Annotated in this window: 25 protein-coding genes; 21 read left to right on the plus strand and 4 right to left on the minus strand. The window is 64.0% G+C overall.

Annotated elements, in window-relative coordinates:
• Positions 1-6: 6 nt before the first annotated feature.
• From J4G43_RS47025 to J4G43_RS47035, 3 genes are all read right to left on the minus strand, one after another.
• The gene (locus J4G43_RS47025; RefSeq protein ID WP_208088908.1) at positions 7-252 is read right to left on the minus strand and encodes a hypothetical protein; all 246 of its coding nucleotides are present in this window, start codon (positions 250-252) and stop codon (positions 7-9) included.
• Between the two features lie 79 nt (positions 253-331).
• Entirely contained in the window at positions 332-541 is a 210-nt protein-coding gene (locus tag J4G43_RS47030; RefSeq protein WP_208088909.1) for a hypothetical protein, read from the minus strand.
• An 848-nt stretch (positions 542-1,389) separates the two neighbouring features.
• The gene (locus J4G43_RS47035) at positions 1,390-1,626 is read right to left on the minus strand and encodes a hypothetical protein (protein ID WP_208088910.1); all 237 of its coding nucleotides are present in this window, start codon (positions 1,624-1,626) and stop codon (positions 1,390-1,392) included.
• Positions 1,627-1,696: 70 nt separating this feature from the next.
• On the opposite strand from J4G43_RS47035, the gene J4G43_RS47040 reads away from it, so the two are divergent.
• The 12 genes from J4G43_RS47040 (at position 1,697) to J4G43_RS47095 (ending at position 13,831) form a co-directional block, all read left to right on the plus strand.
• Positions 1,697-3,028, plus strand: coding sequence for a site-specific DNA-methyltransferase (locus J4G43_RS47040; protein WP_208088911.1), 1,332 nt, complete (start codon positions 1,697-1,699; stop codon positions 3,026-3,028).
• Entirely contained in the window at positions 2,955-3,443 is a 489-nt protein-coding gene (locus J4G43_RS47045) for a phage terminase small subunit P27 family (RefSeq protein ID WP_208088912.1), read from the plus strand. Before J4G43_RS47040 ends, J4G43_RS47045 begins: the two co-directional genes overlap by 74 nt.
• Positions 3,421-5,004 carry a terminase large subunit gene (locus tag J4G43_RS47050; RefSeq protein WP_208088913.1) on the plus strand — a complete coding sequence of 528 codons (1,584 nt, stop codon included), beginning with the start codon at positions 3,421-3,423 and terminating at the stop codon, positions 5,002-5,004. The genes J4G43_RS47045 and J4G43_RS47050 overlap by 23 nt, the downstream gene beginning before the upstream one ends.
• Positions 5,005-5,521: 517 nt before the next feature.
• The gene (locus tag J4G43_RS47055; protein WP_208088914.1) at positions 5,522-5,839 is read left to right on the plus strand and encodes an HNH endonuclease; all 318 of its coding nucleotides are present in this window, start codon (positions 5,522-5,524) and stop codon (positions 5,837-5,839) included.
• 285 nt (positions 5,840-6,124) lie between these two features.
• Entirely contained in the window at positions 6,125-7,399 is a 1,275-nt protein-coding gene (locus J4G43_RS47060) for an IS256 family transposase (protein ID WP_161532324.1), read from the plus strand.
• A 110-nt stretch (positions 7,400-7,509) separates the two neighbouring features.
• Positions 7,510-7,881 (plus strand): HNH endonuclease signature motif containing protein, encoded by a 372-nt coding sequence (locus tag J4G43_RS47065; protein ID WP_208088915.1) that lies wholly within the window; start codon positions 7,510-7,512, stop codon positions 7,879-7,881.
• A 1-nt stretch (position 7,882) separates the two neighbouring features.
• Positions 7,883-8,320 carry a prefoldin domain-containing protein gene (locus J4G43_RS47070; RefSeq protein ID WP_208088916.1) on the plus strand — a complete coding sequence of 146 codons (438 nt, stop codon included), beginning with the start codon at positions 7,883-7,885 and terminating at the stop codon, positions 8,318-8,320.
• Between the two features lie 98 nt (positions 8,321-8,418).
• The gene (locus J4G43_RS47075; protein ID WP_208088917.1) at positions 8,419-9,477 is read left to right on the plus strand and encodes a phage major capsid protein; all 1,059 of its coding nucleotides are present in this window, start codon (positions 8,419-8,421) and stop codon (positions 9,475-9,477) included.
• Between the two features lie 89 nt (positions 9,478-9,566).
• On the plus strand, positions 9,567-11,687 hold the full coding sequence (locus J4G43_RS47080; protein ID WP_208088918.1) for a phage major capsid protein: 2,121 nt from the start codon (positions 9,567-9,569) through the stop codon (positions 11,685-11,687).
• Between the two features lie 10 nt (positions 11,688-11,697).
• Positions 11,698-12,141, plus strand: a complete 444-nt coding sequence (locus J4G43_RS47085) for a choice-of-anchor Z repeating domain-containing protein (RefSeq protein ID WP_208088919.1) — start codon at positions 11,698-11,700, stop codon at positions 12,139-12,141.
• A complete protein-coding gene (locus J4G43_RS47090) occupies positions 12,138-12,416 on the plus strand; it encodes a hypothetical protein (protein ID WP_208088920.1) in 279 nt (92 codons plus the stop codon). The genes J4G43_RS47085 and J4G43_RS47090 overlap by 4 nt, the downstream gene beginning before the upstream one ends.
• Positions 12,417-12,541: 125 nt before the next feature.
• Entirely contained in the window at positions 12,542-13,831 is a 1,290-nt protein-coding gene (locus tag J4G43_RS47095) for a phage portal protein (protein ID WP_208088921.1), read from the plus strand.
• A 97-nt stretch (positions 13,832-13,928) separates the two neighbouring features.
• On the opposite strand, the gene J4G43_RS47100 is transcribed toward J4G43_RS47095, so the two are convergent.
• The gene (locus J4G43_RS47100) at positions 13,929-14,648 is read right to left on the minus strand and encodes a hypothetical protein (protein WP_225005546.1); all 720 of its coding nucleotides are present in this window, start codon (positions 14,646-14,648) and stop codon (positions 13,929-13,931) included.
• A gap of 27 nt (positions 14,649-14,675) precedes the next feature.
• Between J4G43_RS47100 and J4G43_RS47105 the strand changes: the two genes are divergently transcribed.
• The 9 genes from J4G43_RS47105 to J4G43_RS47145 all read left to right on the plus strand — a co-directional run bounded on the left by J4G43_RS47105 (position 14,676) and on the right by J4G43_RS47145 (position 20,035).
• Positions 14,676-15,182 (plus strand): hypothetical protein, encoded by a 507-nt coding sequence (locus tag J4G43_RS47105; protein WP_225005548.1) that lies wholly within the window; start codon positions 14,676-14,678, stop codon positions 15,180-15,182.
• Positions 15,175-15,828: a head-tail connector protein gene (locus J4G43_RS47110; RefSeq protein ID WP_208088923.1), complete on the plus strand. Its 654-nt coding sequence runs from the start codon at positions 15,175-15,177 to the stop codon at positions 15,826-15,828. Before J4G43_RS47105 ends, J4G43_RS47110 begins: the two co-directional genes overlap by 8 nt.
• Positions 15,821-16,213, plus strand: coding sequence for a hypothetical protein (locus tag J4G43_RS47115; protein ID WP_208088924.1), 393 nt, complete (start codon positions 15,821-15,823; stop codon positions 16,211-16,213). The genes J4G43_RS47110 and J4G43_RS47115 overlap by 8 nt, the downstream gene beginning before the upstream one ends.
• Positions 16,204-16,560 (plus strand): head-tail joining protein, encoded by a 357-nt coding sequence (locus J4G43_RS47120; protein WP_208088925.1) that lies wholly within the window; start codon positions 16,204-16,206, stop codon positions 16,558-16,560. Before J4G43_RS47115 ends, J4G43_RS47120 begins: the two co-directional genes overlap by 10 nt.
• Entirely contained in the window at positions 16,557-17,246 is a 690-nt protein-coding gene (locus J4G43_RS47125; protein ID WP_208088926.1) for a hypothetical protein, read from the plus strand. Before J4G43_RS47120 ends, J4G43_RS47125 begins: the two co-directional genes overlap by 4 nt.
• Complete coding sequence (locus J4G43_RS47130; RefSeq protein ID WP_208088927.1) at positions 17,236-17,529, plus strand: hypothetical protein; 294 nt, start codon at positions 17,236-17,238, stop codon at positions 17,527-17,529. The genes J4G43_RS47125 and J4G43_RS47130 overlap by 11 nt, the downstream gene beginning before the upstream one ends.
• A gap of 35 nt (positions 17,530-17,564) precedes the next feature.
• Positions 17,565-19,130 carry a phage tail sheath C-terminal domain-containing protein gene (locus J4G43_RS47135; protein WP_208088928.1) on the plus strand — a complete coding sequence of 522 codons (1,566 nt, stop codon included), beginning with the start codon at positions 17,565-17,567 and terminating at the stop codon, positions 19,128-19,130.
• Positions 19,131-19,214: 84 nt separating this feature from the next.
• Positions 19,215-19,583 (plus strand): phage tail tube protein, encoded by a 369-nt coding sequence (locus J4G43_RS47140; RefSeq protein ID WP_063685533.1) that lies wholly within the window; start codon positions 19,215-19,217, stop codon positions 19,581-19,583.
• Complete coding sequence (locus J4G43_RS47145) at positions 19,580-20,035, plus strand: phage tail assembly protein (RefSeq protein WP_208088929.1); 456 nt, start codon at positions 19,580-19,582, stop codon at positions 20,033-20,035. Before J4G43_RS47140 ends, J4G43_RS47145 begins: the two co-directional genes overlap by 4 nt.
• The last annotated feature ends 147 nt before the right edge of the window (positions 20,036-20,182 follow it).

Genomic DNA, 20,182 nt, shown 5'->3' on the forward strand with positions numbered 1-20,182 from the left:
GCTGCGTTAGTCCTTGCGTCTTTCCTTCGCGGCCCGCTCGTTGAGGGCCTGGCGCGCCTTCGCCTTGCGGGCGAACGCGCGGGCTGCGTAGTCCATGTCGACCCAGAGGCCGCCGCGCTCGGTAAAGAAGAACCCCTGCTCATCGAGCGTGGGAGTGTTCGGACCGAAGACCTCGTAGGCTTCCACGTTGCTGTAGGCATGCGTCTCGGTGTAGTTGCCGCTGCCGAAAAACATGAAGTGGCGGGTCGTCATTCGTTAGCTCCTGCTGTTGTTTCGTACTGCCCTAAGCCCGGAAGCCGAAGCGCCGGGCGGTTAGGGTTGCAGGAGTTGGCTATCGCGCGAGCTTCACGCCCTTGGCCCAATCGTTCAGCGCCTTGATCCAGGCGTCGTATTGGACCTGCGTAGCCTTGCCGGAAAGCAGCGCGTTGTCGGCGCGATCCATCAGGCGTTCGATGATGCGCTCCAGCCGGTCTTCGGTCGGCTTGTCGATATCGCAAGCCGGAAAGATCGGAAGTTGCATGCCGTAAGGCGAGTCGAGCATTCGGTTTTCCTTTTCGTGGTTTCGCGCCTGCCGTTGTTCGCCGCGCCGTTTCGTTGCCCCGTACATCGCTCTGGTGCGCCCCAGCATCCAGTCCAATCGCAGCCATGCCATTGCGAAGGTGCTGCAGAAGCAGCAATGGAAGTGCTGCCAGCGTTTTCCGTATTCCCGAAGGGATTGCCTGCCTGGCGCGGATGCCCTTGGACAAAGGGCCCGACCGGTTAGCCTTGCCCTGGGCCACAGGCGGCCCGTGTGGCGCTTGGCGATAAGGACGCCCCAATCCCCGGCAAGGCGGAAAGAACGCGCGTGTGGCCAAGCGTGCGGCTCGGCCGAGTCGTTGGAACCAGGAGCCTCCCTGGTTCCGGATCGATAGACGAACATTCCCCATTCGGAAGGTCCGGTTCCGAACAGCTCGCGCTGCGCGTGACGCGGCACGGATCGCGAACGCCCTGGTTCGGAAAACGAGTACCGATAGAGCAGCGCAGTTCGCGCCAACCCATTGAAGTCTGCGGGGAATATCTTTCTCCGGGCCGGGGGGCGGTACCGGAAATCCTAAAGGAACCCATTTCCGAGCGCGGCGGCGCTTCGATTTTAGCGCCCGCTCTTCCTGAATTCGGGAAAGAAAGACATTTTATTCGGCCAAAAAACTTCGATTTCTCAATGGCATATCCGCAGTTCAGCAAATCCGCGGAACCCACTTAACGGGTTCCCATCCCGGCTAAGTGGGTTCCAAAAAATCAGGTCTTGCAGCGGTATTTTGCTGCCTTTTTCAGAACTGGAATGGCATTCCCCCTGGCAGCCCCAAATACCGGCGCTGGGGAATGTTCGTCTAGGCCCAGGCGGAACGCTGGTCAGGCGTATTGTTTCGCCTCGCCGGGCCGCAAACCGAAGTCTTTAATCTCGCGATCTTCAAGCACGCGATGCGCTGTAACCGTGGCCTCGGCGAGAGCCTTGGGGTGGTCCTTTACGGCGGCCACTGCACTAGCCTCGTCGGGAAATCCGGCCATGAACCATTGTTCTCTGGGTTCACCCGCAACGCGGGCGAAGACCCTGACCATCCAACCGTACTTCGCGAGTTCTTCTGTCATCTCCCCTCTATGCCCGCGAAAGCGAAGCATTCCTAGGGGGACAATAAAACTGATCCACACCGAGGTGTTGATGCTGCTGGAAGGCGCGAATTGGGCTGCCTGGACGACCGAAAGGCGTCCGCTGGCTGCCCTGGTCCCCTATGCCCGCAACGCCAGAACGCATTCCGATGCGCAGGTACGCCAGATTGCGGCTTCGATCCGGGAATGGGGTTGGACCAGTCCGGTCCTCGTCGATGAAGCCGGGATGGTGATCGCTGGCCACGGGAGGCTGCTGGCTGCCGAGAGTTTAGGGATCGGTGAGGTCCCGGTCATCGTCGCTCGCGGCTGGTCGGAAGCGCAAAAGCGCGCTTACGTCATCGCCGATAACAAGCTCGCCGAGAACGCGGGCTGGGATGACGCGCTGCTCAAGATTGAGGTCGCCGATCTTACGGCGATGGGCTTCGACCTTCCGCTGATCGGCTTCTCCGACCGCGAGATCGCGCGGCTGACGAATTCCAACCCTGGGCTCACCGATCCCGATGCCGTGCCAGATCTACCGGCCGAGCCGGTGGCGCGGCGCGGCGATGTTTGGCGGCTTGGCCGTCACCGCCTGGTCTGCGGCGATGCGACGGACAAAGCCGACGTTGGTCGCGCGCTCGCGGGCGTGACGCCACATCTGATGGTGACCGATCCACCCTATGGCGCGAATTACGATCCGAACTGGCGCGAGCGCGTCTATCGCAGCGACGGCACCAAGGTCGGCGCAGGCGCTCGCGGGCTCGTGCTCAACGACGACCGCGATGACTGGACCGAGGCCTGGCAGCTCTTTCCTGGCGACGTTGCCTACGTTTGGCACGGTGCGCTGCATGTTGGCGTGGTCGAGGCGAGCCTGATCGCGAGCGGCTTCCAGATGCGAGCTCAGATCATCTGGGCCAAGAGCAACTTCGCCATCGGGCGCGGCGACTATCACTGGCAGCACGAGCCGTGCTGGTACGCGGTGCGCAAGCACAAGACCGGACACTTCAACGGGGCCCGCGATCAATCGACGATCTGGGAAATTCCCAAGCAGCAGTCGTCCGAGACCGGCCACAGCACGCAGAAGCCGGTCGAGTGCATGAAGCGGCCCATCGAAAACAATTCGTCCGAAGGCCAGGCGGTCTACGACCCATTTTCTGGCTCGGGCACCACGATCATTGCCGCCGAGATGTCGGCGCGGGCCTGCCACGGCATCGAGATCAATCCGGCATACGTCGATGTCGCGGTGCTGCGTTGGCAGGCATTTACCGGCGAGCAGGCGCATCGCGAAAGCGACGACCGCCGCTTCAACGACCTGAAGGAGTCTACCGACGATGCCTGCGCACACGATCCCGACGCAGCTGAAACTGCTGCGCGGCAATCCCGGCAAGCGACCGCTGCGCACTGACGAGCCGAAGCCCGAGATCGCGGCCAACCTGCCTGACCCGCCTCCGTTCATCACCGGTTATGCAGCCGACGAATGGTGGACGGTCGGCGCAGAGCTGCACCGGCTCGGCCTCCTGACCATCGTCGATGTCGCGCCGCTTGCCGCTTATTGCCACGCCTATGGCCAATGGCGGATGGCCGCCGAGGCGCTGGCGCGGATGCAGAACAACGATCCGTTGATGAACGGCATGATCATCAAGACCAAGTACGGCGATGCCGCGCAGAACCCGCTGGTCTATGTCGTGCGCAAGGCAGCAGCGGACATGGTGCGCTACGCCGCCGAATTCGGCCTGACCCCGGCCGCCCGCACCCGCATCAACGCAGGCGTCCAGGGCGAGCAGTCGCAGAGCAAGTTTGCCGGACTCCTCGCCGGTTAAGCGCACGCCGCAGGGCAAGGCCCGCGCTAAGGCGGTTATCGACTTTATCGAGCGATTGACGGTGCCCAGCGGCACCGGCCAGGGGAGACCGTTCAAGCTCGACGCGTTCCAGAAGCTTTTCATCCGCGCGATTTACGAACCGCACATCGGTGCCAATCGCGCGGTGCGGCGAGCGATCCTGTCGATTGCGCGCAAGAACGGCAAGACGGCGCTCATCGCTGCAATCGTGCTCGCGCACCTGGTCGGGCCCGAGGCTATCGTCCACGGCGAGATTTACTCGGCCGCGAATGATCGCGACCAGGCGGGCATCGTCTTCAAGTTCGCGCGCCAGATCGTGGACCTGGAGCCCGAGCTGGCAGCCGAGATCGAGGTCATTCCCTCGACGAAGACGATGATCGGCAGGCGCACCGGCTCAGTCTATCGCGCGGTCAGCGCCGAGGCTGGCACCAAGCATGGCTATCTGCCGAGCCTGGTGATTTATGACGAGCTGGCCCAGGCCAAGAACCGCGAGCTTTACGACGTGCTGGACACCTCGTTCGGCGCTCGGCAAGAGCCGCTGTTCATCATCATCAGCACGCAGAGCAACGATCCCGAGCACGTCCTATCGAAATTGATCGACGACGGTTTGAGCGGCGTCGATCCGTCCATCGTCTGCCATCTCTACGCAGCCGACGAGGATTGCGACCTGGACGACGAGAGCCAATGGGAAAAAGCCAACCCGGCGCTCGGCAAATTTCGCGACCGCGAGGACCTGGCGACCGCGATCCGCAAGGCGCAGCGTATGCCCGCCGAGGAGCCGAAGGTCCGCAACCTGTTCCTGAACCAGCGCGTCGCGCCAGTCGCCTCGCTGATCAGCCGCGCCGAGTGGATGGCGTGCAACGACGATGCGGCCCTGCAGGACGGCGAAGAGGTTTACCTGGCGCTCGACCTTTCCAGCGTCGTGGACTTGACCGCGCTGCTGGTCGGATCGGTCAGCGATCCCTGCCGCATCGCGCCGTACTTCTGGAAGCCGCGCGAGCACCTGAACGAGCATTCTAACCGAGACTTCGGCGCATCGAGCCGTCGCTACCAGGAATGGGCCGAGGCCGGACACCTGCTGATCAGCCCAGGCAGGACCATCGATCCCGAGGCGATTGCGCTGTTCATTGCCGGGTTGACGCAGCGCTATCGCGTGAAGGGCCTGGCGTATGACCGCTGGCGCATCAACGACCTGCTGCGCGAGTTCGACCGCATCGGCCTGCAAGCCTACCAGGACGGCGACAAAGGCGACGGGCTGCGGCTCGTCCCCTGGGGCCAAGGCTTCAAGGACATGGGGCCAGCCATCGACGCTGTCGAGCTGGCGATCATCGAGCGCAAGCTGCTGCACCCGAACAATCCGATCCTGAACTGGAACATGGCGAATGCCGTGGCCACGATGGACCCGGCTGGCAATCGCAAGCTCGACAAGGATAAGGCCCGGTTTCGCATCGACGGCGCGGTGGCGCTCGCCATGCTGCTCGGCCTGCGCTCGCGCGACCGCACCACGACCAAGCCGGTCGATATTGAAGCGTTGATAGGCTAGGTGTTCATGCCAGCGACGATCGATCTCACAGGCCAGCGGTTTGGGCGACTGGTGGTTCGGCTCGAGGTCGGTAGAACACGCGGAGGCATCTGTTGGCGCTGCGAGTGCGATTGCGGGGAGCAGATCGAAGCGATCAGCGGTCATCTCCGACACGGCACGCGCTCATGCGGTTGCTTGAAACGGGATCAAGCCGCGCAGGTCGGACGCCGGAAACGTCCCCGTCATGGACATGCTGGCCGCGGTCAAAAGACGCGGGTCTATCATAGCTGGGAGGCGATGATCCAACGGTGCACGAACCCGCACACGAAGGCCTTCAAAAACTACGGCGGGCGCGGCATCACAATCTGTGACCGCTGGCGTCGGAGCTTCGAAGCCTTCCTGGCCGACATGGGCGAGCCGCCCGATGGCCATACGCTCGACAGGAAGAACAATGACGGCTGCTACGAGCCTGACAATTGCCGTTGGGCAACGCGAGCCGAGCAGAAGTTAAATCAGCGGCCGCGAGGGCGCTGATCGGATGAGCACGCCCAGCAGCGAGTGGAAGAACTTCTACGACACCGGCTTCTGGCAGCGCCGTCGCAAGCTGCAGCTTACGGCGCATCCGCTCTGCAAGTTCTGCCTGGATCGCGGCGTCGTCGCCATCGCGACCGTTGCCGACCACGTCGAGCCTCACAAGGGCGACTGGAACAAGTTTGCGCTCGGTCTGCTGCAGTCGCTTTGTGCCCAGTGTCATAACCAATTCAAGCGCGTCATCGAGTTGCGCGGTTACAACCTTGAGATCGATGACGATGGTCTCCCGACGGACCCAAATCACCCTTTCAATCGACCCCGATGACGACTTGCGAAGTTGATGGATGCGAGTTGACGGCTAGGAGCCGCATTAGCGGCATCTGTGCCTGCAACAAGCATTATCTGCGCTTGTATAATCACGGGTCAGTTGACCTGTTGCCACCGCGTCCGAAACCTCCCCTCCCGAAGTGCTCAATAGTTGGGTGTGAAAATCCCTCTCGCGGCAGGAAGGGGGGATGTCCCGGGTTCTGTTGAATTTCTGAAGAGGTCGGCGTTGCCCACCTTGAGCCGGTAGGCTCGGGGTGCTGATTCCACAAAGGAGAGCAACGCCATGACGAGAGATATCACACCGGCTGGTTCGCCGGCGACCGGGGCTGTGGACGAAGCGTTTGCAGAAGTGCGGGCGAGCTTTGATCGGTTCTGCCTTGCGGCGGGGATCGAAGCGCTCGGCACGATGATGGAGGCGGATGTCACGGCGGCCTGCGGGCCACGCCACGGTCGCGACGCGGCACGGCGGGCGCACCGTTGGGGCCGAACGCGGGGACGGATCGGCTTCCACGGCGGCAAGATCGAGGTCGAGCGCCCGCGGGTCCGGGGCGTGGACGGCCGCGAGGTCACGATCCCGAGCTGGGAAACGGCGGCGGCGGAGGATTGGCTCGGTCGCTGGGCGATGAACCTGATGCTGATCAATGTGTCGACGCGCCGGTTCGGCCGCGCTGTCCGGCTGCCCGAAGGTGACGTGCCGGCACCGCCCGGATCGGGGATTTCGAAGTCGGCGGCCTCGCGGAGGTTCGTAGCGCTGTCGGCGGCGCGGCTGGCCGACTTCATGGCTGCCGATCTGTCCGCGCTCGACCTTCTGGTGGTCCAAATCGACGGGCTGCATCTCGGCGACGATCTCGTGCTGGTCGCCGCGATCGGGGTTGACGGCGAAGGCAACAAGCATCCGCTGGCTCTGGTGGAAGGGGCGACCGAGAATGCCACAACGGTTCAGGCCCTGCTGGATAACCTGGTCTCGCGCGGGCTCGACCCGACGGTGCCAAGACTGTTCATTGCCGACGGCGCGAAGGCGTTGTCGAAGGCGATCCGCCGCACCTTCGGTTCGGCCGCTGCGATCCAGCGCTGCCAGATCCACAAGGCGCGCAACATCATGGAACGCCTGCCGAAAGAGCATCATGCGGCCACCCGTCGGGTGCTGCGCCAGGCCTGGGAGCTCGATGACGCCGACAAGGCCGAAAAATTGATCCGCAATCTCGCGCGTCGACTCGACCAGCAATGGCCCGGCGTAGCGGCAAGCATCCTCGAAGGCCTCGACGAAATCCTGACTGTCGTCCGATTGAAGTTGCCGAAGGAGCTTCGTCGATCACTCGCCTGTACCAACATCGCCGAGAACATGATGGGCACCATTCGCCGCGTCACGCGCAACGTCAAACGCTGGCGGGATGCCAGTATGGCCTTGCGATGGGTCGCGGCCGGCATGATCGAGGCCAACAAGGGCTTCCGACGATTGAAGGCGTATAAGCAATTGTCGGTTCTGCGTGCGGCCCTTCAAGCTCACCACGATCGCATGACGATCAACCCCGTTGCCAACGTCACGAGGGCCGCGTAACATTCATTCCGGCAACGTAGGCCCGACCTAGTTCAACAACGATCGGGACATCCCCCAGGAAGGCGCGCCTTTGTGAAAAGCATTACACGAGGCGTCGCCGTGGCAGGCCGATGGATGATCCTGTCTACGGCAAGTTGTGGATTACTACACAGGGGTATGCGGCCCTTGCTCAAATCTCACATCCTACAGCCGGCTCAAATGGCCATACCTACCTGCATCGCAAGGTTCTCTATGATGCGATTGGTCCGGGAGATCAGCCCTGTAATTGGTGCGGGACCATCGTTGAATGGTTCGCGAAAGGTGAACGTAAGCTAGTCGTCGACCATCTCGATAACGACAAGCTCAACAACGAGCGATCCAACCTCGTGGCTTCATGCCATAGGTGCAACGCCACGCGCGGCCTGTTTATGAGCTGGGTTCTGAAGCATCGGGATGATCCTTTCTTGCTGACCCTGCTTAAGGCCAACGTAAACAGGAAATGACATGCCGCTTCTGCGATGGCGTGCGGAGCACGGTGAGGCTCCAATTGTCACGCTGGCTTGCGCGCGGACCGTCGAACTCTCGCCAGCCGACGGCAGCGTCGGGTCGAACACCGTCTACATCAAAGGCGAAGGCACCATCGAGTCCTTCGGCAATGCCCCTCCTGGCGACATCGACCCGCAGGGAAGAAAGTGGGGCCTCGCCATCACCAAGACGGTGTTCTTCGACGCCGGGATCATCCTGAAACGGTCGGACCGCATCGCGACCTTAAGCGAGCGAGATCGCGTGATGCTGACGCCTTCGGTCGGCATCTATCGCTGCAACGGCGGCAGCAACTGGGGCGAGGTCTTTTTCGCCGCCTCCGGTGCTGCGGAAGTCTCGCGTCGCCTCGACGCAATCGATGAGCGGCTCGCCGAGATCGAACGGCAGCTCAAGAAATAAACCCCGGGATGGGCGGCGATTGACTGCTCTGGCGCGACCGCGCGCCGGACGCCGCCCGCGCGGGCTTTCAGCACCTTCTCCGAAAAGGGAGAGACCCGATGAAGCACGAGAGCCAGAGCGCGTTTCGCCGCGAACCGCGCGAGCCGGTCGTGGGCGGCAATCTGTTCACGCGCTCGCTCACGGCGAGGACGCTTGCGAGCCTGCGGCGCAGCAAGGCCGCCGATGTTGCAGCCGAGCTGTGGCCGAACGACCGCTCCCTGGAGCATTTGCTGACGCGCGCTGCATCCAACCCGGCGATGACGAGCGTCGCGGGCTGGGCCGCCGAACTGGCGCGGCGTTACGTCAGCGACGTGATCGAGGCGCTGGGGCCTGCTTCGGCTGCGGCGCAAATTCTCCGAAGGTGCCTGGTTCTCACCTTCGACGGCTACGGCAGCATCAGCGCGCCGGGATTTGTCGCCGAATACGGCAACGGCGGCTTTGTCGCGGAGGGCCAGCCGATCCCTGTGCGTCAGCTCGCGGCGACCCCCGCCGTGATGAACCCGGACAAGCTCGCCGCCATTGCCGTGCTTACCCGCGAGATGATGGAGTCATCGAACGCCGAAGCCTGCATTTCCGACGCGCTCGTGAAAGCGGCGGGCCGCATGATGGACGAGGTGCTGTTCGACGCCAATCCCGCCGACAATACGCGGCCAGCCGGTTTGCGCCATGGCGTCGCCGCGCTTCCCGCCAGTGTCTCCGGCGACGGGTACGAAGCCTCATTTGAAGACGTTGCAGCGCTCATCAATTCGCTGGCCCCGGTCGGCGGCAACGGTCCGTACATCCTCGTCGGGGCTCCCGGTCGCGCCGTGATGTTGGGCGCGCGTTTCATCGAGCGAAGCGACGTGGATCTTTCCATTTTCGGTTCGAGCGCGGTGATCAACGACCTGCTGGCGATTGCGCCTGCGGCGCTCGTTGCCGCGATCAGCGCAGAACCCGAGATCGAGACCGTCAACGCGGCAACATTGGTGATGGATACCGTGCCTGGAGCTGCTGGCACGATGGGGCCCGAGCGCGGGCTGTTCCAGACCGACAGCGTCGCCATCAAGGTGCGATGGCCGGTGTCGTGGGCTTTGCGCGATCCGCGCGGCTTCGCGTGGATGACGCCCACGTGGAAGTGAGCTGAGCGCGGCAGCCGAACCACTTTCCAGAAAACCAGCAAATGCAGGGTCAACCGAACATCGCATGCGATGGGACGGAGGGATTGTTTATGCGCGCTAAGCAGGACGATGACCTTCAGCCTGACGATGACGAGTCCTACGACGATTTCATGGATCGTTGCATGGACGAACTCGGCGACGAGGACGCCTGTCAGCTGATCTGGGACAACGACGGCGACGAGGACCGCGCCGCGACCGGCATCAAGCACAAGACGCATGCGGGCCAGTTTACCGGCCTCGAGTTCGTGCTGTCGGACGAGACGCCCGACCGCATGGACGATGTCATTCTCAGCGACGGCTGGGACTTGAAGAACTTCAAGCGCAACCCGATTGCGCTGTTCAATCACAAGAGCGACTTCCCGATTGGCAAGTGGAGCGACCTGCGCGTCGAGAACAGGCAGCTCCGTGGCCAGCTGGAGTTGGCTCCGTTCGGCACGTCCGAGCGCATCGATGAAATCAGGAAGCTGATCGACGCGGGCATCCTGCGCGCCGTCAGCGTCGGCTTCAAACCGCTCGAAACCAAGCAGCGCGAAGGCAGCGATTGGGGCGTGACCTTCGTTCGCAGCGAGCTGGTCGAGACTTCGCTGGTCTCAGTGCCAGCCAATCCAAACGCCTTGGCGGTCGCCAAGTCGCTGAACATCTCCCCGCAGACGATGGACCTCCTGTTCGCCAAGCACGGCAGCATGGACGCGAGGACCAGGCGTCGCGGGATCACTGGCGAGCAAGCCAATACATCTCGCAATCGAAAGGGCAGCGCCATGTCTGGCCTGGCTCAACGTATTACCGACTTGGAGGCGCAGATCGTCGCCAAGCGGGACCTCCTCGAAGCCCATCTCGCCGAGATGGACGACAGCAACGTCAGCGACGCCGATCTGGAAACGACCGGCAAGTTCAACTTCGAAATCGCCCAGCTCGAAAAGACCCGGTCCGCCCTGGTCGACTCCGAGAAGCTGCTGGCGAAGTCCTCGGCCGATGGCAACGGCGCAGGCCGCAGCCGCGCGCTTTCGACGACCGTCATCACGGGCGCGGATCGCGAGCGCGTCGCCGCTCCCGCGATCAGCGTCAATCGCAAGAAGGACCTCGACCTGCTCGACTACGTCGTTCGCGCAGCGACCGTGACCTACATCGCCAGGGCGTCCGGCAAGTCGATCGATGAGACGCGGCAGCGGATTTATGGCGAAGACGACGGCACCAAGGCGTTCTGCGAGATCGTCACGCGCGCAGCCTCTGCTCCTGCCATGACCACGGTCACCGGCTGGGCGCAGGAACTGGCGCAGACGACCTATGCCGATCTGATGCCGCTCCTGATGCCGAAGGCGATCCTGACCCGGCTTGCGCCGAAAGGCCTGACGCTGAGCTTCGGGACCTCCGGGCGCATCGTCATCCCGACGCGCTCGCGCACGCCTACCCTTGCTGGCTCGTTCGTCGGCGAAGGCATGCCCATCCCCGTTCGGCAGGGAGCGTTCACCTCGCAGACGCTCACTCCGAAGAAGATGGCTGTCATCAGCACCTGGACGCGGGAAATGGGCGACCATTCCGTCCCCGCGATTGAGGGGCTGATCCGGCAGGCCATCCAGGATGACACCACCGTGGCCATCGACAGCGTGTTGATCGATGCCAACCCGGCGACCACGATCCGGCCGCCTGGTCTGCTCAACGGCGTGGCGGCGACCGCTGCGACCGCTGGCGGCGGCATCGCGGCGCTGGTCGGCGACATCACTGCGCTGATCAACACCATCTCGGTGCAGACCATGGGCAACACGCGCAACCTCGTCTGGCTTGCCAACCAGACCGACATGCTGCGCGCGTCGATGCTGACGGCGGCTAACACCGGCATCTTCCCGTTCCGCGACGAGATCAGGGCCGGGATGCTCAACAACATCCCGATCATCGACTCGGCGACTGTGCCTGCCAGGGCGCTGATCCTGGTCGACGCAGCCGACTTCGTCGTGGTCGGCGGCGAGGCCCCGCGCATGGAGATGAGCGATCAGGCCACGCTGCACATGGAGGACACTGCTCCTGCAGAGCTGGTCGATGGTGCGGGAGCAGCGGCTGCGCCGCAGCGCTCGCTGTTCCAGACCGACTCGCTCGCGCTGCGGATGATCATGCCGCTCAACTGGGTCCAGCGTCGTGCTGGCACGGTTGCCTGGACGCAGAACGTGACTTGGTAAGGAGGGGATCATGGCGGGCGTTCAACCCACGCCGACGCAGAGCGAGAATGATCGCGCTGCAGAAGGCGAGCATGTCGTCATCAAGGAGTGGGATGGCTCGCCAGTCGATCCGAACTCGCCCGACCCGACCCAGCCTCCCGGCGGGCCGGGCGTGCCGGAGCCGGAAATCGGCACCTTTGCGCCGAACTCCGGGCCATTGCCTGACGTCGATCTGGTCGTCAACGGCGGCAACTTCACCGACAAATCGGTGATCGTTTTCGACGGCGTGCCGCAAGCGACCACGATGACGATTGCGGGCAGCGAGCTGCGCGCCTCGATTGTCGGGTTCGCGGGACCGGCAGGCGACTACGAGCTGTTCGTCCGTGACCCCGCAGGCGACAGCCGCGTCGTGACGTTCACCTTCGTCAACTTCGCGACGACCGAGGAGCCCCCGAAACCAAGGAGCCGCAAATGACCAAACTGGCTGACGATCCGGCGACCGAGGCTGCCAAGAAGGCGGTCGCCGAGGACAAGAAGGCCGCTGATAAGTCGCGTGCCGAATATGCTGCGCGGACGAAGGGCAAGCCGACGCCGACGCAGGAGGAGAACGACATCGCGCTGAGCGGTGGCCATATCCTCCAGCACGAGGACGACGGCAGCGCGCCCGATCCGCACAACAAGGCGCTCGACGCCGACAAGCCGCACGCCAGGCCGCAGACCTATTCGACCCGCGCGCAGCGTGCTGAATAGGCGTTGGCAGGTCGATGGCGAACTGGCTTGCCCGTCTCAACCGCCTGATTTCGAGGTCGGTCGAGGGCGGGTACCGTCCTGGTCCGTATCACCTGCCGATCACGGGCGGCTGGCTTCCTGCTGGCGTGGGCGAATATCTGAACTGGTGGCAGATGGGTTACGACCCTATCGGGCCGTCAGCGCAGTCGCCGATGGTGGAGGCCTGCGTCTCGGCCTATGCGCAAACCGTCGCCATGTGTCCTGGCGATCACTGGCGGCTGAACAGCAAGGGCGGGCGTGACCGGGTCAAGAACTCGGCGCTCGCCCGTTTGCTGCGTCATCCTAACGACTATCAGTCGATCAGCGACTTCCTGCTGAACGCGACCCGGTCACTGTATCTCGACGGCAACTGCTATGCGTTGGCGTTGAGGAACGACCGCTACGAGATCGACGAGCTGCACCTGATGAAACCGGAGCAGTCGTTTCCTCGCATCGCCATCGGCGGCGAAATCTTCTACCAGCTGCACGGCAACGACGTGATCTCGGCGAGGCTCGGCGAGTCCACCGTGCTGGTGCCGATGCGGGACGTGCTGCATATCCGGCTGCACACGCAGAGGCAGCGTTACCCGGTCCCGTTGATCGGCGAGAGCCCCATCGTTGCTGCCTATGGCGACATCGGGATCGGCAACGCTATCGCTCGCCAGCAGGCAGCGTTCTACATGAACGAGGCGCGGCCCTCGGCGGTGCTGTCTACCGACCTGGTCCTCGACAAGGATCAGGTCCAGGCGCTGCGCGACCGCTGGAACGACCAAGCCAAGGCTTTGCACCAGGGCGGCACGCCGATCCTGACGGCGGGGCTGAAGGTGCAGCCCTGGTCGGTCGGCGGCAGGGACGCGGCGACGGCCGATATGCTCAAGCTGTCGAACGAGCACATCGCGCTTGCCTTTCGCATTCCGCTGCAAATCCTCGGCCTCGGCGGTGCAGCCTACGGTTCGACCGAGCTGCTGATGCAAAGCTGGATCGCTTCGGGTCTGGGCTTCTGCCTCAACCACATCGAGGAAGCCTTCGGCGTGTTGTTCGCGCTGAAAGGCCAGCCCGACGAATATGTCGAGTTCGACACGGCGGCACTGCTTCGGTCGGCGATGAAGGACCGTATCGAAGCGCTGGCGCGCGGCGTCCAGGGCGGCATCTTCGCGCCCAACGAGGCTCGTCAGCAAGAGGGCCTCGACGCCGTCGCGTTCGGCGACGAGCCGCGCGTGCAGCAGCAAGTCGTTCCGTTGAGCGCAGCGGGAAAAATCCCGCCCACGCCTGCGCCGCCATCGGCACCACCGGCACCGCTCCCGCCCGAAAAAGGCAACCGCGATGACATTCAACGGGAAGTCAGAAACCTATTTAGGCTCACCGAACACATCGGACGGCGGCGACTTACTCCTTGACGCCTGGCGCGAGGCCCTGGCCGAAGTACTGGCCACCCAGCAGCGGCATTGGCAGCGCGAGCGCGCTCTGATCGAGGCCCAGGCCGCAGCGACCGTTTCAGATCTCAGGGTCCACGTCACCGAGCTGAAAACTCAGATCGCAACGCTGCACGGTGAGTTCGCCGAGCAGATCAACGCGCGCCTGGCCGAGCTGCGGAACGGCGCGGATGGCGCACCTGGCGAGCCGGGTCCTCCGGGTCCGCAAGGCCAGCCTGGGGAGCGCGGCGATCCCGGCGAGCGCGGGCCCCAGGGCGAACGCGGACTTGACGGTGCGCCTGGCGAGCGGGGCGCGAGCGGCGAGCCTGGGCCGCGCGGGGAGCCCGGTGAAAAGGGCGAGCGCGGGGCCCAGGGCGAACGCGGGCTTGACGGTGCGCCCGGCGAGCGGGGCGCGAGCGGCGAGCCTGGGCCGCGCGGCGAGCCCGGAGAAAAGGGCGAGCGCGGGGCCCAGGGCGAACGCGGACTTGATGGTGCGCCTGGCGAGCGGGGCGCGAGCGGCGAGCCGGGCCCGCGCGGCGAGCCCGGTGAAAAGGGCGAGCGCGGGGCCCAGGGCGAACGCGGACTTGATGCTGCGCCTGGCGAACGCGGCGTGCCTGGCGAGCCGGGCCCGCGCGGCGAGCCCGGAGAAAAGGGCGAACGCGGCGAGCGCGGCGAAAGTGGCGCGCAAGGCGAGAAAGGCGATCCGGGCGAAAAGGGCCAGCCTGGCGGCGAAGGGCCGCAGGGCCAACCCGGTTCGCGCGGCGAGCAAGGCGAGCGCGGTCCGCAGGGCGAGCCCGGTCAAGACGGCAAGGACGGCGCGCCGGGGCAGTTGAAGGCCGCGAGCCCATTCGCCGAGGGCTCCGTCAACTACGAGGGCGATATCGTCACGCACCACGGCTCGACCTATCAGGCCCGGTGCGACACGGCGCGCCCGCCGCCGCATGGCGACTGGGCCTGCGTCGCGGCTGCTGGGCGCAACGCCAGCATGCCGTTGGTCTGCGGCACCTATCGCGAAGGCGAAGCGTACAAGTTCTTGAACATCGTCGCGCTCAACGGCTCCGCGTTCGCCGCGCGCTGCGACGATCCGGGGCCCTGCCCAGGCGACGGCTGGCAGTTGATCGCGTCGGCGGGGCGCGCGGGCAAGCCGGGGCCGAAAGGCGAGCGCGGCGAGCCGGGACCGCGCGGACTGCCCGGAGCGAATGCTGCGGCCATCGTCCGTTGGGAAGTCAACCGCGCGGCCTACACCATCACGCCGATCATGGCGGACGGCAGCCAGGCCCCGTCGATCAACGTCCGCGAGCTGTTCGAGCAGTATCACGAGGAAAGCGATGGCTGACATCAGCATTAAGGTGCTTCAGCCAGCGGACAGCTACGACCTGGCGTCGCTCGATGAGATCAAGGCGCTGATCGGCATCTCCCCGACCGATACCAGCGAGGACGAGCTGTTGCAGATGTGGATCACGACCTATTCCGACATCATCGCAACGACCTGCCGCCGCGTCTTCGCCAAGGAAACCGTCCTCGAAACCTGGCGCGGCGACACCGAGCCGTTTGATACCGACAATGGGCGGGTTTTTCTCACGCATTATCCGGTCGCTGATGGCGACATCCAGTCAGTCACCGGACCCGATGGCGCGGACCTTAGCGGCACCTACGAGCTGGAGAACGCGAGCGGCAAGCTGCAGTTCTTCAACACGTCCTGGAGCGAACCGATCCGCATCACGTACACGGGCGGCTATGAGCTGCCCGACGAAGCGCCGCCAGCCCTCAAGCAGGCACTGGCATTGCTGGTTCAGAGCGCGCGGGTGTGGCAATCGCGCTCGATGACGGCTGGCGTGCGGTCGATTTCGCATCGCGAGTCGCGCGTGCAGTTTTTCGATGTGAACCAGGCGCTGCAGAAGATGGGCGGCCCTGGACCGCTCGGCATGGCGGCTGGAATGGTCGAGCCGCTGCTGTCGGCGTACACGCGCTACTATGTTTGAGATCAAGGTCGAAGGCGCGGACGAACTCCTGAAGAAGTTCGGCACCTTCGGCAAGCAGCTCGACGAACTCCACAAGCAGATGCCCGAGGAGCTGGTCGAGTGGCAGCGCGCCGACATGCGCCGCAAGTATCCGAACATCAAGGTCAGCGAAGAGAAGGACGAGACGACGGCCGAGACCGACATCTGGCCGCGCTCGCGCAATGAGCAGGCCGGAAGCGGCTTCACCAGGCCGAAGCGGCCCGTTGTCGCTGCGCCGAAACGCTATCGCGCGAAAGGCGCGGGCCGCCCGCCGCCCTCGACGCGACCGATCCTGCGCACCGAGCTGTTCACTAAGCTGGTTGACCGGATGACCAAGCTTCTCGCCGAGGCGATGAAATGGCCATAAACCTGGACGTGCTGCTGCAATCGCCGATCTTCGATTTCTGGGCGGTCGATTGCACGTTCGTTCCGCTGAAGTCGCAGCCGTCTGCGAGCAGCTATCCGGGGCGCGGCATCCTCAACACCTATTCGACCGACGTGACCGCGCTCGACGGCTCGCTCTATTCCGACCAGCGCACCATCCTCGATATCCGCGAGAGCGAGTTCGCCGTGCTGCCGATGCAGAACGATCACGTCATCATCCCGGTCGACTGCAACAACGTGCCGAAAGGTGAATACCAGATCGTCGATGCGGTCAGCGACGGCGGCGGCCAGACCATGCTGACCATCCGCAAGTACGAAACGGTCATATGATGGGCGTTACCGACACGCAGAGCTACTCGCATGTGATCCGGAACGTGTTTTTCGATGCGGTGTCAGCCGACCCTTTCTTTGCGAGCTATACCTGCCGCAAGAACAAGATGCTGGTCGCCAGGCCCGAGTACCTGCCTTATCTCGGCGTCTACATCATCGACGAGACGATGTTGCCCGATGGCGACGGCAATGCGGGCGAAGTGCGCTTCATTCACTCCACGCGCATCGGCTTTTCCGCCCTGGCGGCGAACAACGACCAGAACGCGCTGGAGGCGCAGCTCGACGCTGCTTACTGGCGGATCATGAACCGGTTGTGGCCAGACGAGTACATCATGAACCTGCTCGACACCACCGATCCGAGCACCGGCCTCCAGAACCCCGACAACACCAGGATTGAAAGCATCGAGCGCGGCGTGCGCCGCTACGTCTGGGGCAACGCCGCGTTCAACAACGAAACGCCAGTCGGCGAGGTGCAGTACGACATCACCTGCCGCCATCGCACCTATTGGTCGCCCGTCATCCCCGACGACCTGCTGACCATCGATCTCAAGACCGGCATCAAACCTGGCGACACGCAGGCCGAGATGGACCAGCGCCAGCAGCTGCACGCCACCTATCAGTTCGACCCGTCGAGCTTCCAAGCGAAGCGGGACTTCAAGCAAAGGAGCAAGGGCAATGGCCGTTAGCAACGCATCGCTGCGCGGGCTGCGCATGAACGAGCGGATGGAAAAGATGCGGGAGGCCAACAGGGCTGCGCAGAAAACCGTGCGCGTCACTCCTGCGAACGACACCATGCGAAGGCTGCTGAAGCATCCTCACGCTGGCGGCTTCCCGAAGAGCGGCAGCGCGGAATGGCCGGATGACCGGTTCACGAAGCGCCGGATCGCGGATGGCGACATCACGCGGGAGGAGGACGGACACCGCGACAAGGGTCGATCCCACCGGAAGCAAGAAGACACCGCCGCCTAACCAGGGCGGCGTTTTCATTTTGAGGAGAGCCAGTCATGCCGATCAGCTTTGCCAACATACCTGCCAACATCAAGGTGCCGCTCTACTGGGTCGAGGTCGATCCCAGCATGGCAGGGCTGCCGACGATCAATCTGCGCGCTCTGCTGACTGGGGTCATGGTCGGCGGCACCGCCGAGCCTGACATCGCCGTGCCCATCGGCAGCCAGGCGCAAGCCGACGCGCAATTCGGCGAAGGGAGCGAGCTGTCGCGGATGTTCCGGGCCTTCTTCGCGAACAACTTCGCCAACGAGGTCTGGGGCCTTCCCCTGGCCGAGCCGACCGGCGCAGCGGCGGCCTCGGCCGATATCACCATCACGAACGCACCGACCGAAGCTGGCACCATCCATCTTTACGTCTCGGGCGACTATGTGCCGGTCAACGTGCTCACCACCGACACGCCGACCAGCATTGCCGCTGCCATCGCCGATGCCGTCAACGGCAACACCACGTTGCCGGTCATGGCAACGGCCGCAGCCGCGACGGTGACGCTGACCTCGACCTTCAAGAGCGTCAACGCCAACGAGATCAACGTCTCGCTGAACTATTACGGCTCGACGGGCGGCCAGCAGACGCCGGTCGGACTCGGCATCACCTTGCCCGCGACCGGCTTCCTGACCGGAGGCACCGGCACGCCCTCGTTCACCACCGCGATCACCAACCTGGGTGACGAGCCGTTCGAATATGTCGCAATGCCCTATACCGACAGCAATTCGCTGTTCGAGTGGGACCAGGAATACGGCTTCACTGACCAGGGCCGCTGGGGCTGGCAGCGTGAGCTCTTCGGTCATGTGATCTCGGCCAAGCGCGGCACCTATAGCGCGCTGCTCGTCTTCGGCGACACGTTGAACAGCGGCGTGGAGTCCATCATGGGGTTTGAGGTTGCGAGCCCGTCTCCGTCCTTCGAATGGGCGTCGGCCTATACGGCCAAGACGCAGCGCGCCTTCATCAACGACCCGGCACGGCCGCTCCAGGCGCTGTCGCTGAACCAGATCAAGGCGGCTCCGATCCATCAGCGCTTCGACTTCGTCGAGTTGAACTCGCTGGCGTCGAACGGCATCGCCATCCAGAAGATCGGATCGGACGGCCAGCCGATGATCGCCCGAGAGCAGACGACCTACCAGATGAACCTCTACGGTCAGCCGGACGATGCCTATGAGCTGATGACGACGCTGGCGACGCTGGCCAAGCTTCTGCGCAATCAGAAGCACGCGATTACCTCGAAATTCCCAAGGCACAAGCTGGCCAACGACGGGACCAAGTTCGGTCCCGGCCAGGCCATCGTCACTCCCGGCATTATCAAGGCCGAGCTGATCAACCAGTACCAGCAGGATATGTACGACGGCCTGGTCGAGGACCTGGTCAACTTCAAGCGCAACCTGCAAGTCGAGCGCGATCCGAACGACCCGAACCGGGTCAACGTGCTGTACCCGCCCGACCTCATCAACCAGCTCCGCATCTTCGCGGTGCTCGCGCAGTTCAGGCTGCAGTACGACCGGGGCATCGACACCCAGATCATTGGCAACAGCACGGGCCCGTACAACGCGGCTTCGGGCGCGGCCTAACCGTCCCATCACATTTCAGGCCTGCACAACCGCGCCATTCCTGTCGCGGCGTTCGGTGCTGGCCGACCGAAAGGAGACTGATCAATGGCCCAGAGAATTGCAGGCATTGCCTTTCTGACGGTGGATGGCACGCAGCTTGCGCTGCGCGGCAACTTCACCGTCAGCCCGTCGCCGGTCGAGCGCACGATGATCGCAGGCCAGGACGGCGTGCACGGTTATCAGGAGCTGCCGCGCGTGCCGTACATCGAGGGCGATCTCTCGACGCTTCCGGGCTTTTATCTGGAGGACCTGCTCGCCGAGACCGACGTGACCGTCGTCGCACAGCTCGCCAACAACATGCAGTACATCCTCACGGGCGGGACCTGCAAAGGCGGCTTCGAGAACAACACGCGCGATGGTCAGGTGCGCGTGCGCTGGGAGGGCGTGACCTGCCAGGAGGTTAGCCTCGCATGAACGTCGCGCCGAAACGAGAAGGCTTCATCGACGACAAGCCGACGCCGAAGATCATCGACGCCGAGGCGCTGCCCCAGGCGGACGCAAAGCCGTCGCGTTCCATGCCGCCGCCCGAGGTCGAAGCGTCGCCAGCCGAGCTGCCGCCGATGTGGCAGGACGAATGGCCGCTCGTGGTGAAGCTGATCAACAAGCCGATTCACAACAATAAGGGCAAGAAGATTACGGAGATCAGCCTGCGCGAGCCCCGCGCGGGCGACATCAACCGCTACGGCAATCCGGTCCGCATCAACCAGGACGGCGACGTGGTCTGGGACGAGCGCAAGATGACCTACATGATTGCGGCGCTCTCCGACATCCTCGCGCCGTTCATCGAGGACATGCATCCACGCGACTGGAATACCGTGGCGATGAAGCTCCGAAATTTTTTTCTGCCCGATCCACGGGCCTGGTAGGCGACGAGGACGAGATCATCCTCGACTGCTACCGCCTGGCGCGCTGGTACCACGTCAGCCCGGAAACGTTCTTGTCGATGCCGTTCAGCGAGGTGCGCATTCACCTTGAGCGCACCGCGACGCTGGACCGCAGACAGCAGCCCCCGA

This window comes from Bradyrhizobium barranii subsp. barranii (assembly GCF_017565645.3).
GTDB lineage: Bacteria > Pseudomonadota > Alphaproteobacteria > Rhizobiales > Xanthobacteraceae > Bradyrhizobium > Bradyrhizobium barranii.

What these genes read in the sequence shown, in the direction of transcription:
- J4G43_RS47025 (WP_208088908.1), bottom strand. Translation starts at nt 252, where the DNA reads ATGACGACCCGCCACTTCATGTTTTTCGGCAGCGGCAACTACACCGAG.
- J4G43_RS47030 (WP_208088909.1), bottom strand. Translation starts at nt 541, where the DNA reads ATGCTCGACTCGCCTTACGGCATGCAACTTCCGATCTTTCCGGCTTGC.
- J4G43_RS47035 (WP_208088910.1), bottom strand. Translation starts at nt 1,626, where the DNA reads ATGACAGAAGAACTCGCGAAGTACGGTTGGATGGTCAGGGTCTTCGCC.
- J4G43_RS47040 (WP_208088911.1), top strand. Translation starts at nt 1,697, where the DNA reads ATGCTGCTGGAAGGCGCGAATTGGGCTGCCTGGACGACCGAAAGGCGT.
- J4G43_RS47045 (WP_208088912.1), top strand. Translation starts at nt 2,955, where the DNA reads ATGCCTGCGCACACGATCCCGACGCAGCTGAAACTGCTGCGCGGCAAT.
- J4G43_RS47055 (WP_208088914.1), top strand. Translation starts at nt 5,522, where the DNA reads ATGAGCACGCCCAGCAGCGAGTGGAAGAACTTCTACGACACCGGCTTC.
- J4G43_RS47060 (WP_161532324.1), top strand. Translation starts at nt 6,125, where the DNA reads ATGACGAGAGATATCACACCGGCTGGTTCGCCGGCGACCGGGGCTGTG.
- J4G43_RS47065 (WP_208088915.1), top strand. Translation starts at nt 7,510, where the DNA reads ATGGATGATCCTGTCTACGGCAAGTTGTGGATTACTACACAGGGGTAT.
- J4G43_RS47070 (WP_208088916.1), top strand. Translation starts at nt 7,883, where the DNA reads ATGCCGCTTCTGCGATGGCGTGCGGAGCACGGTGAGGCTCCAATTGTC.
- J4G43_RS47075 (WP_208088917.1), top strand. Translation starts at nt 8,419, where the DNA reads ATGAAGCACGAGAGCCAGAGCGCGTTTCGCCGCGAACCGCGCGAGCCG.
- J4G43_RS47080 (WP_208088918.1), top strand. Translation starts at nt 9,567, where the DNA reads ATGCGCGCTAAGCAGGACGATGACCTTCAGCCTGACGATGACGAGTCC.
- J4G43_RS47085 (WP_208088919.1), top strand. Translation starts at nt 11,698, where the DNA reads ATGGCGGGCGTTCAACCCACGCCGACGCAGAGCGAGAATGATCGCGCT.
- J4G43_RS47090 (WP_208088920.1), top strand. Translation starts at nt 12,138, where the DNA reads ATGACCAAACTGGCTGACGATCCGGCGACCGAGGCTGCCAAGAAGGCG.
- J4G43_RS47110 (WP_208088923.1), top strand. Translation starts at nt 15,175, where the DNA reads ATGGCTGACATCAGCATTAAGGTGCTTCAGCCAGCGGACAGCTACGAC.
- J4G43_RS47115 (WP_208088924.1), top strand. Translation starts at nt 15,821, where the DNA reads ATGTTTGAGATCAAGGTCGAAGGCGCGGACGAACTCCTGAAGAAGTTC.
- J4G43_RS47120 (WP_208088925.1), top strand. Translation starts at nt 16,204, where the DNA reads ATGGCCATAAACCTGGACGTGCTGCTGCAATCGCCGATCTTCGATTTC.
- J4G43_RS47125 (WP_208088926.1), top strand. Translation starts at nt 16,557, where the DNA reads ATGATGGGCGTTACCGACACGCAGAGCTACTCGCATGTGATCCGGAAC.
- J4G43_RS47130 (WP_208088927.1), top strand. Translation starts at nt 17,236, where the DNA reads ATGGCCGTTAGCAACGCATCGCTGCGCGGGCTGCGCATGAACGAGCGG.
- J4G43_RS47135 (WP_208088928.1), top strand. Translation starts at nt 17,565, where the DNA reads ATGCCGATCAGCTTTGCCAACATACCTGCCAACATCAAGGTGCCGCTC.
- J4G43_RS47140 (WP_063685533.1), top strand. Translation starts at nt 19,215, where the DNA reads ATGGCCCAGAGAATTGCAGGCATTGCCTTTCTGACGGTGGATGGCACG.
- J4G43_RS47145 (WP_208088929.1), top strand. Translation starts at nt 19,580, where the DNA reads ATGAACGTCGCGCCGAAACGAGAAGGCTTCATCGACGACAAGCCGACG.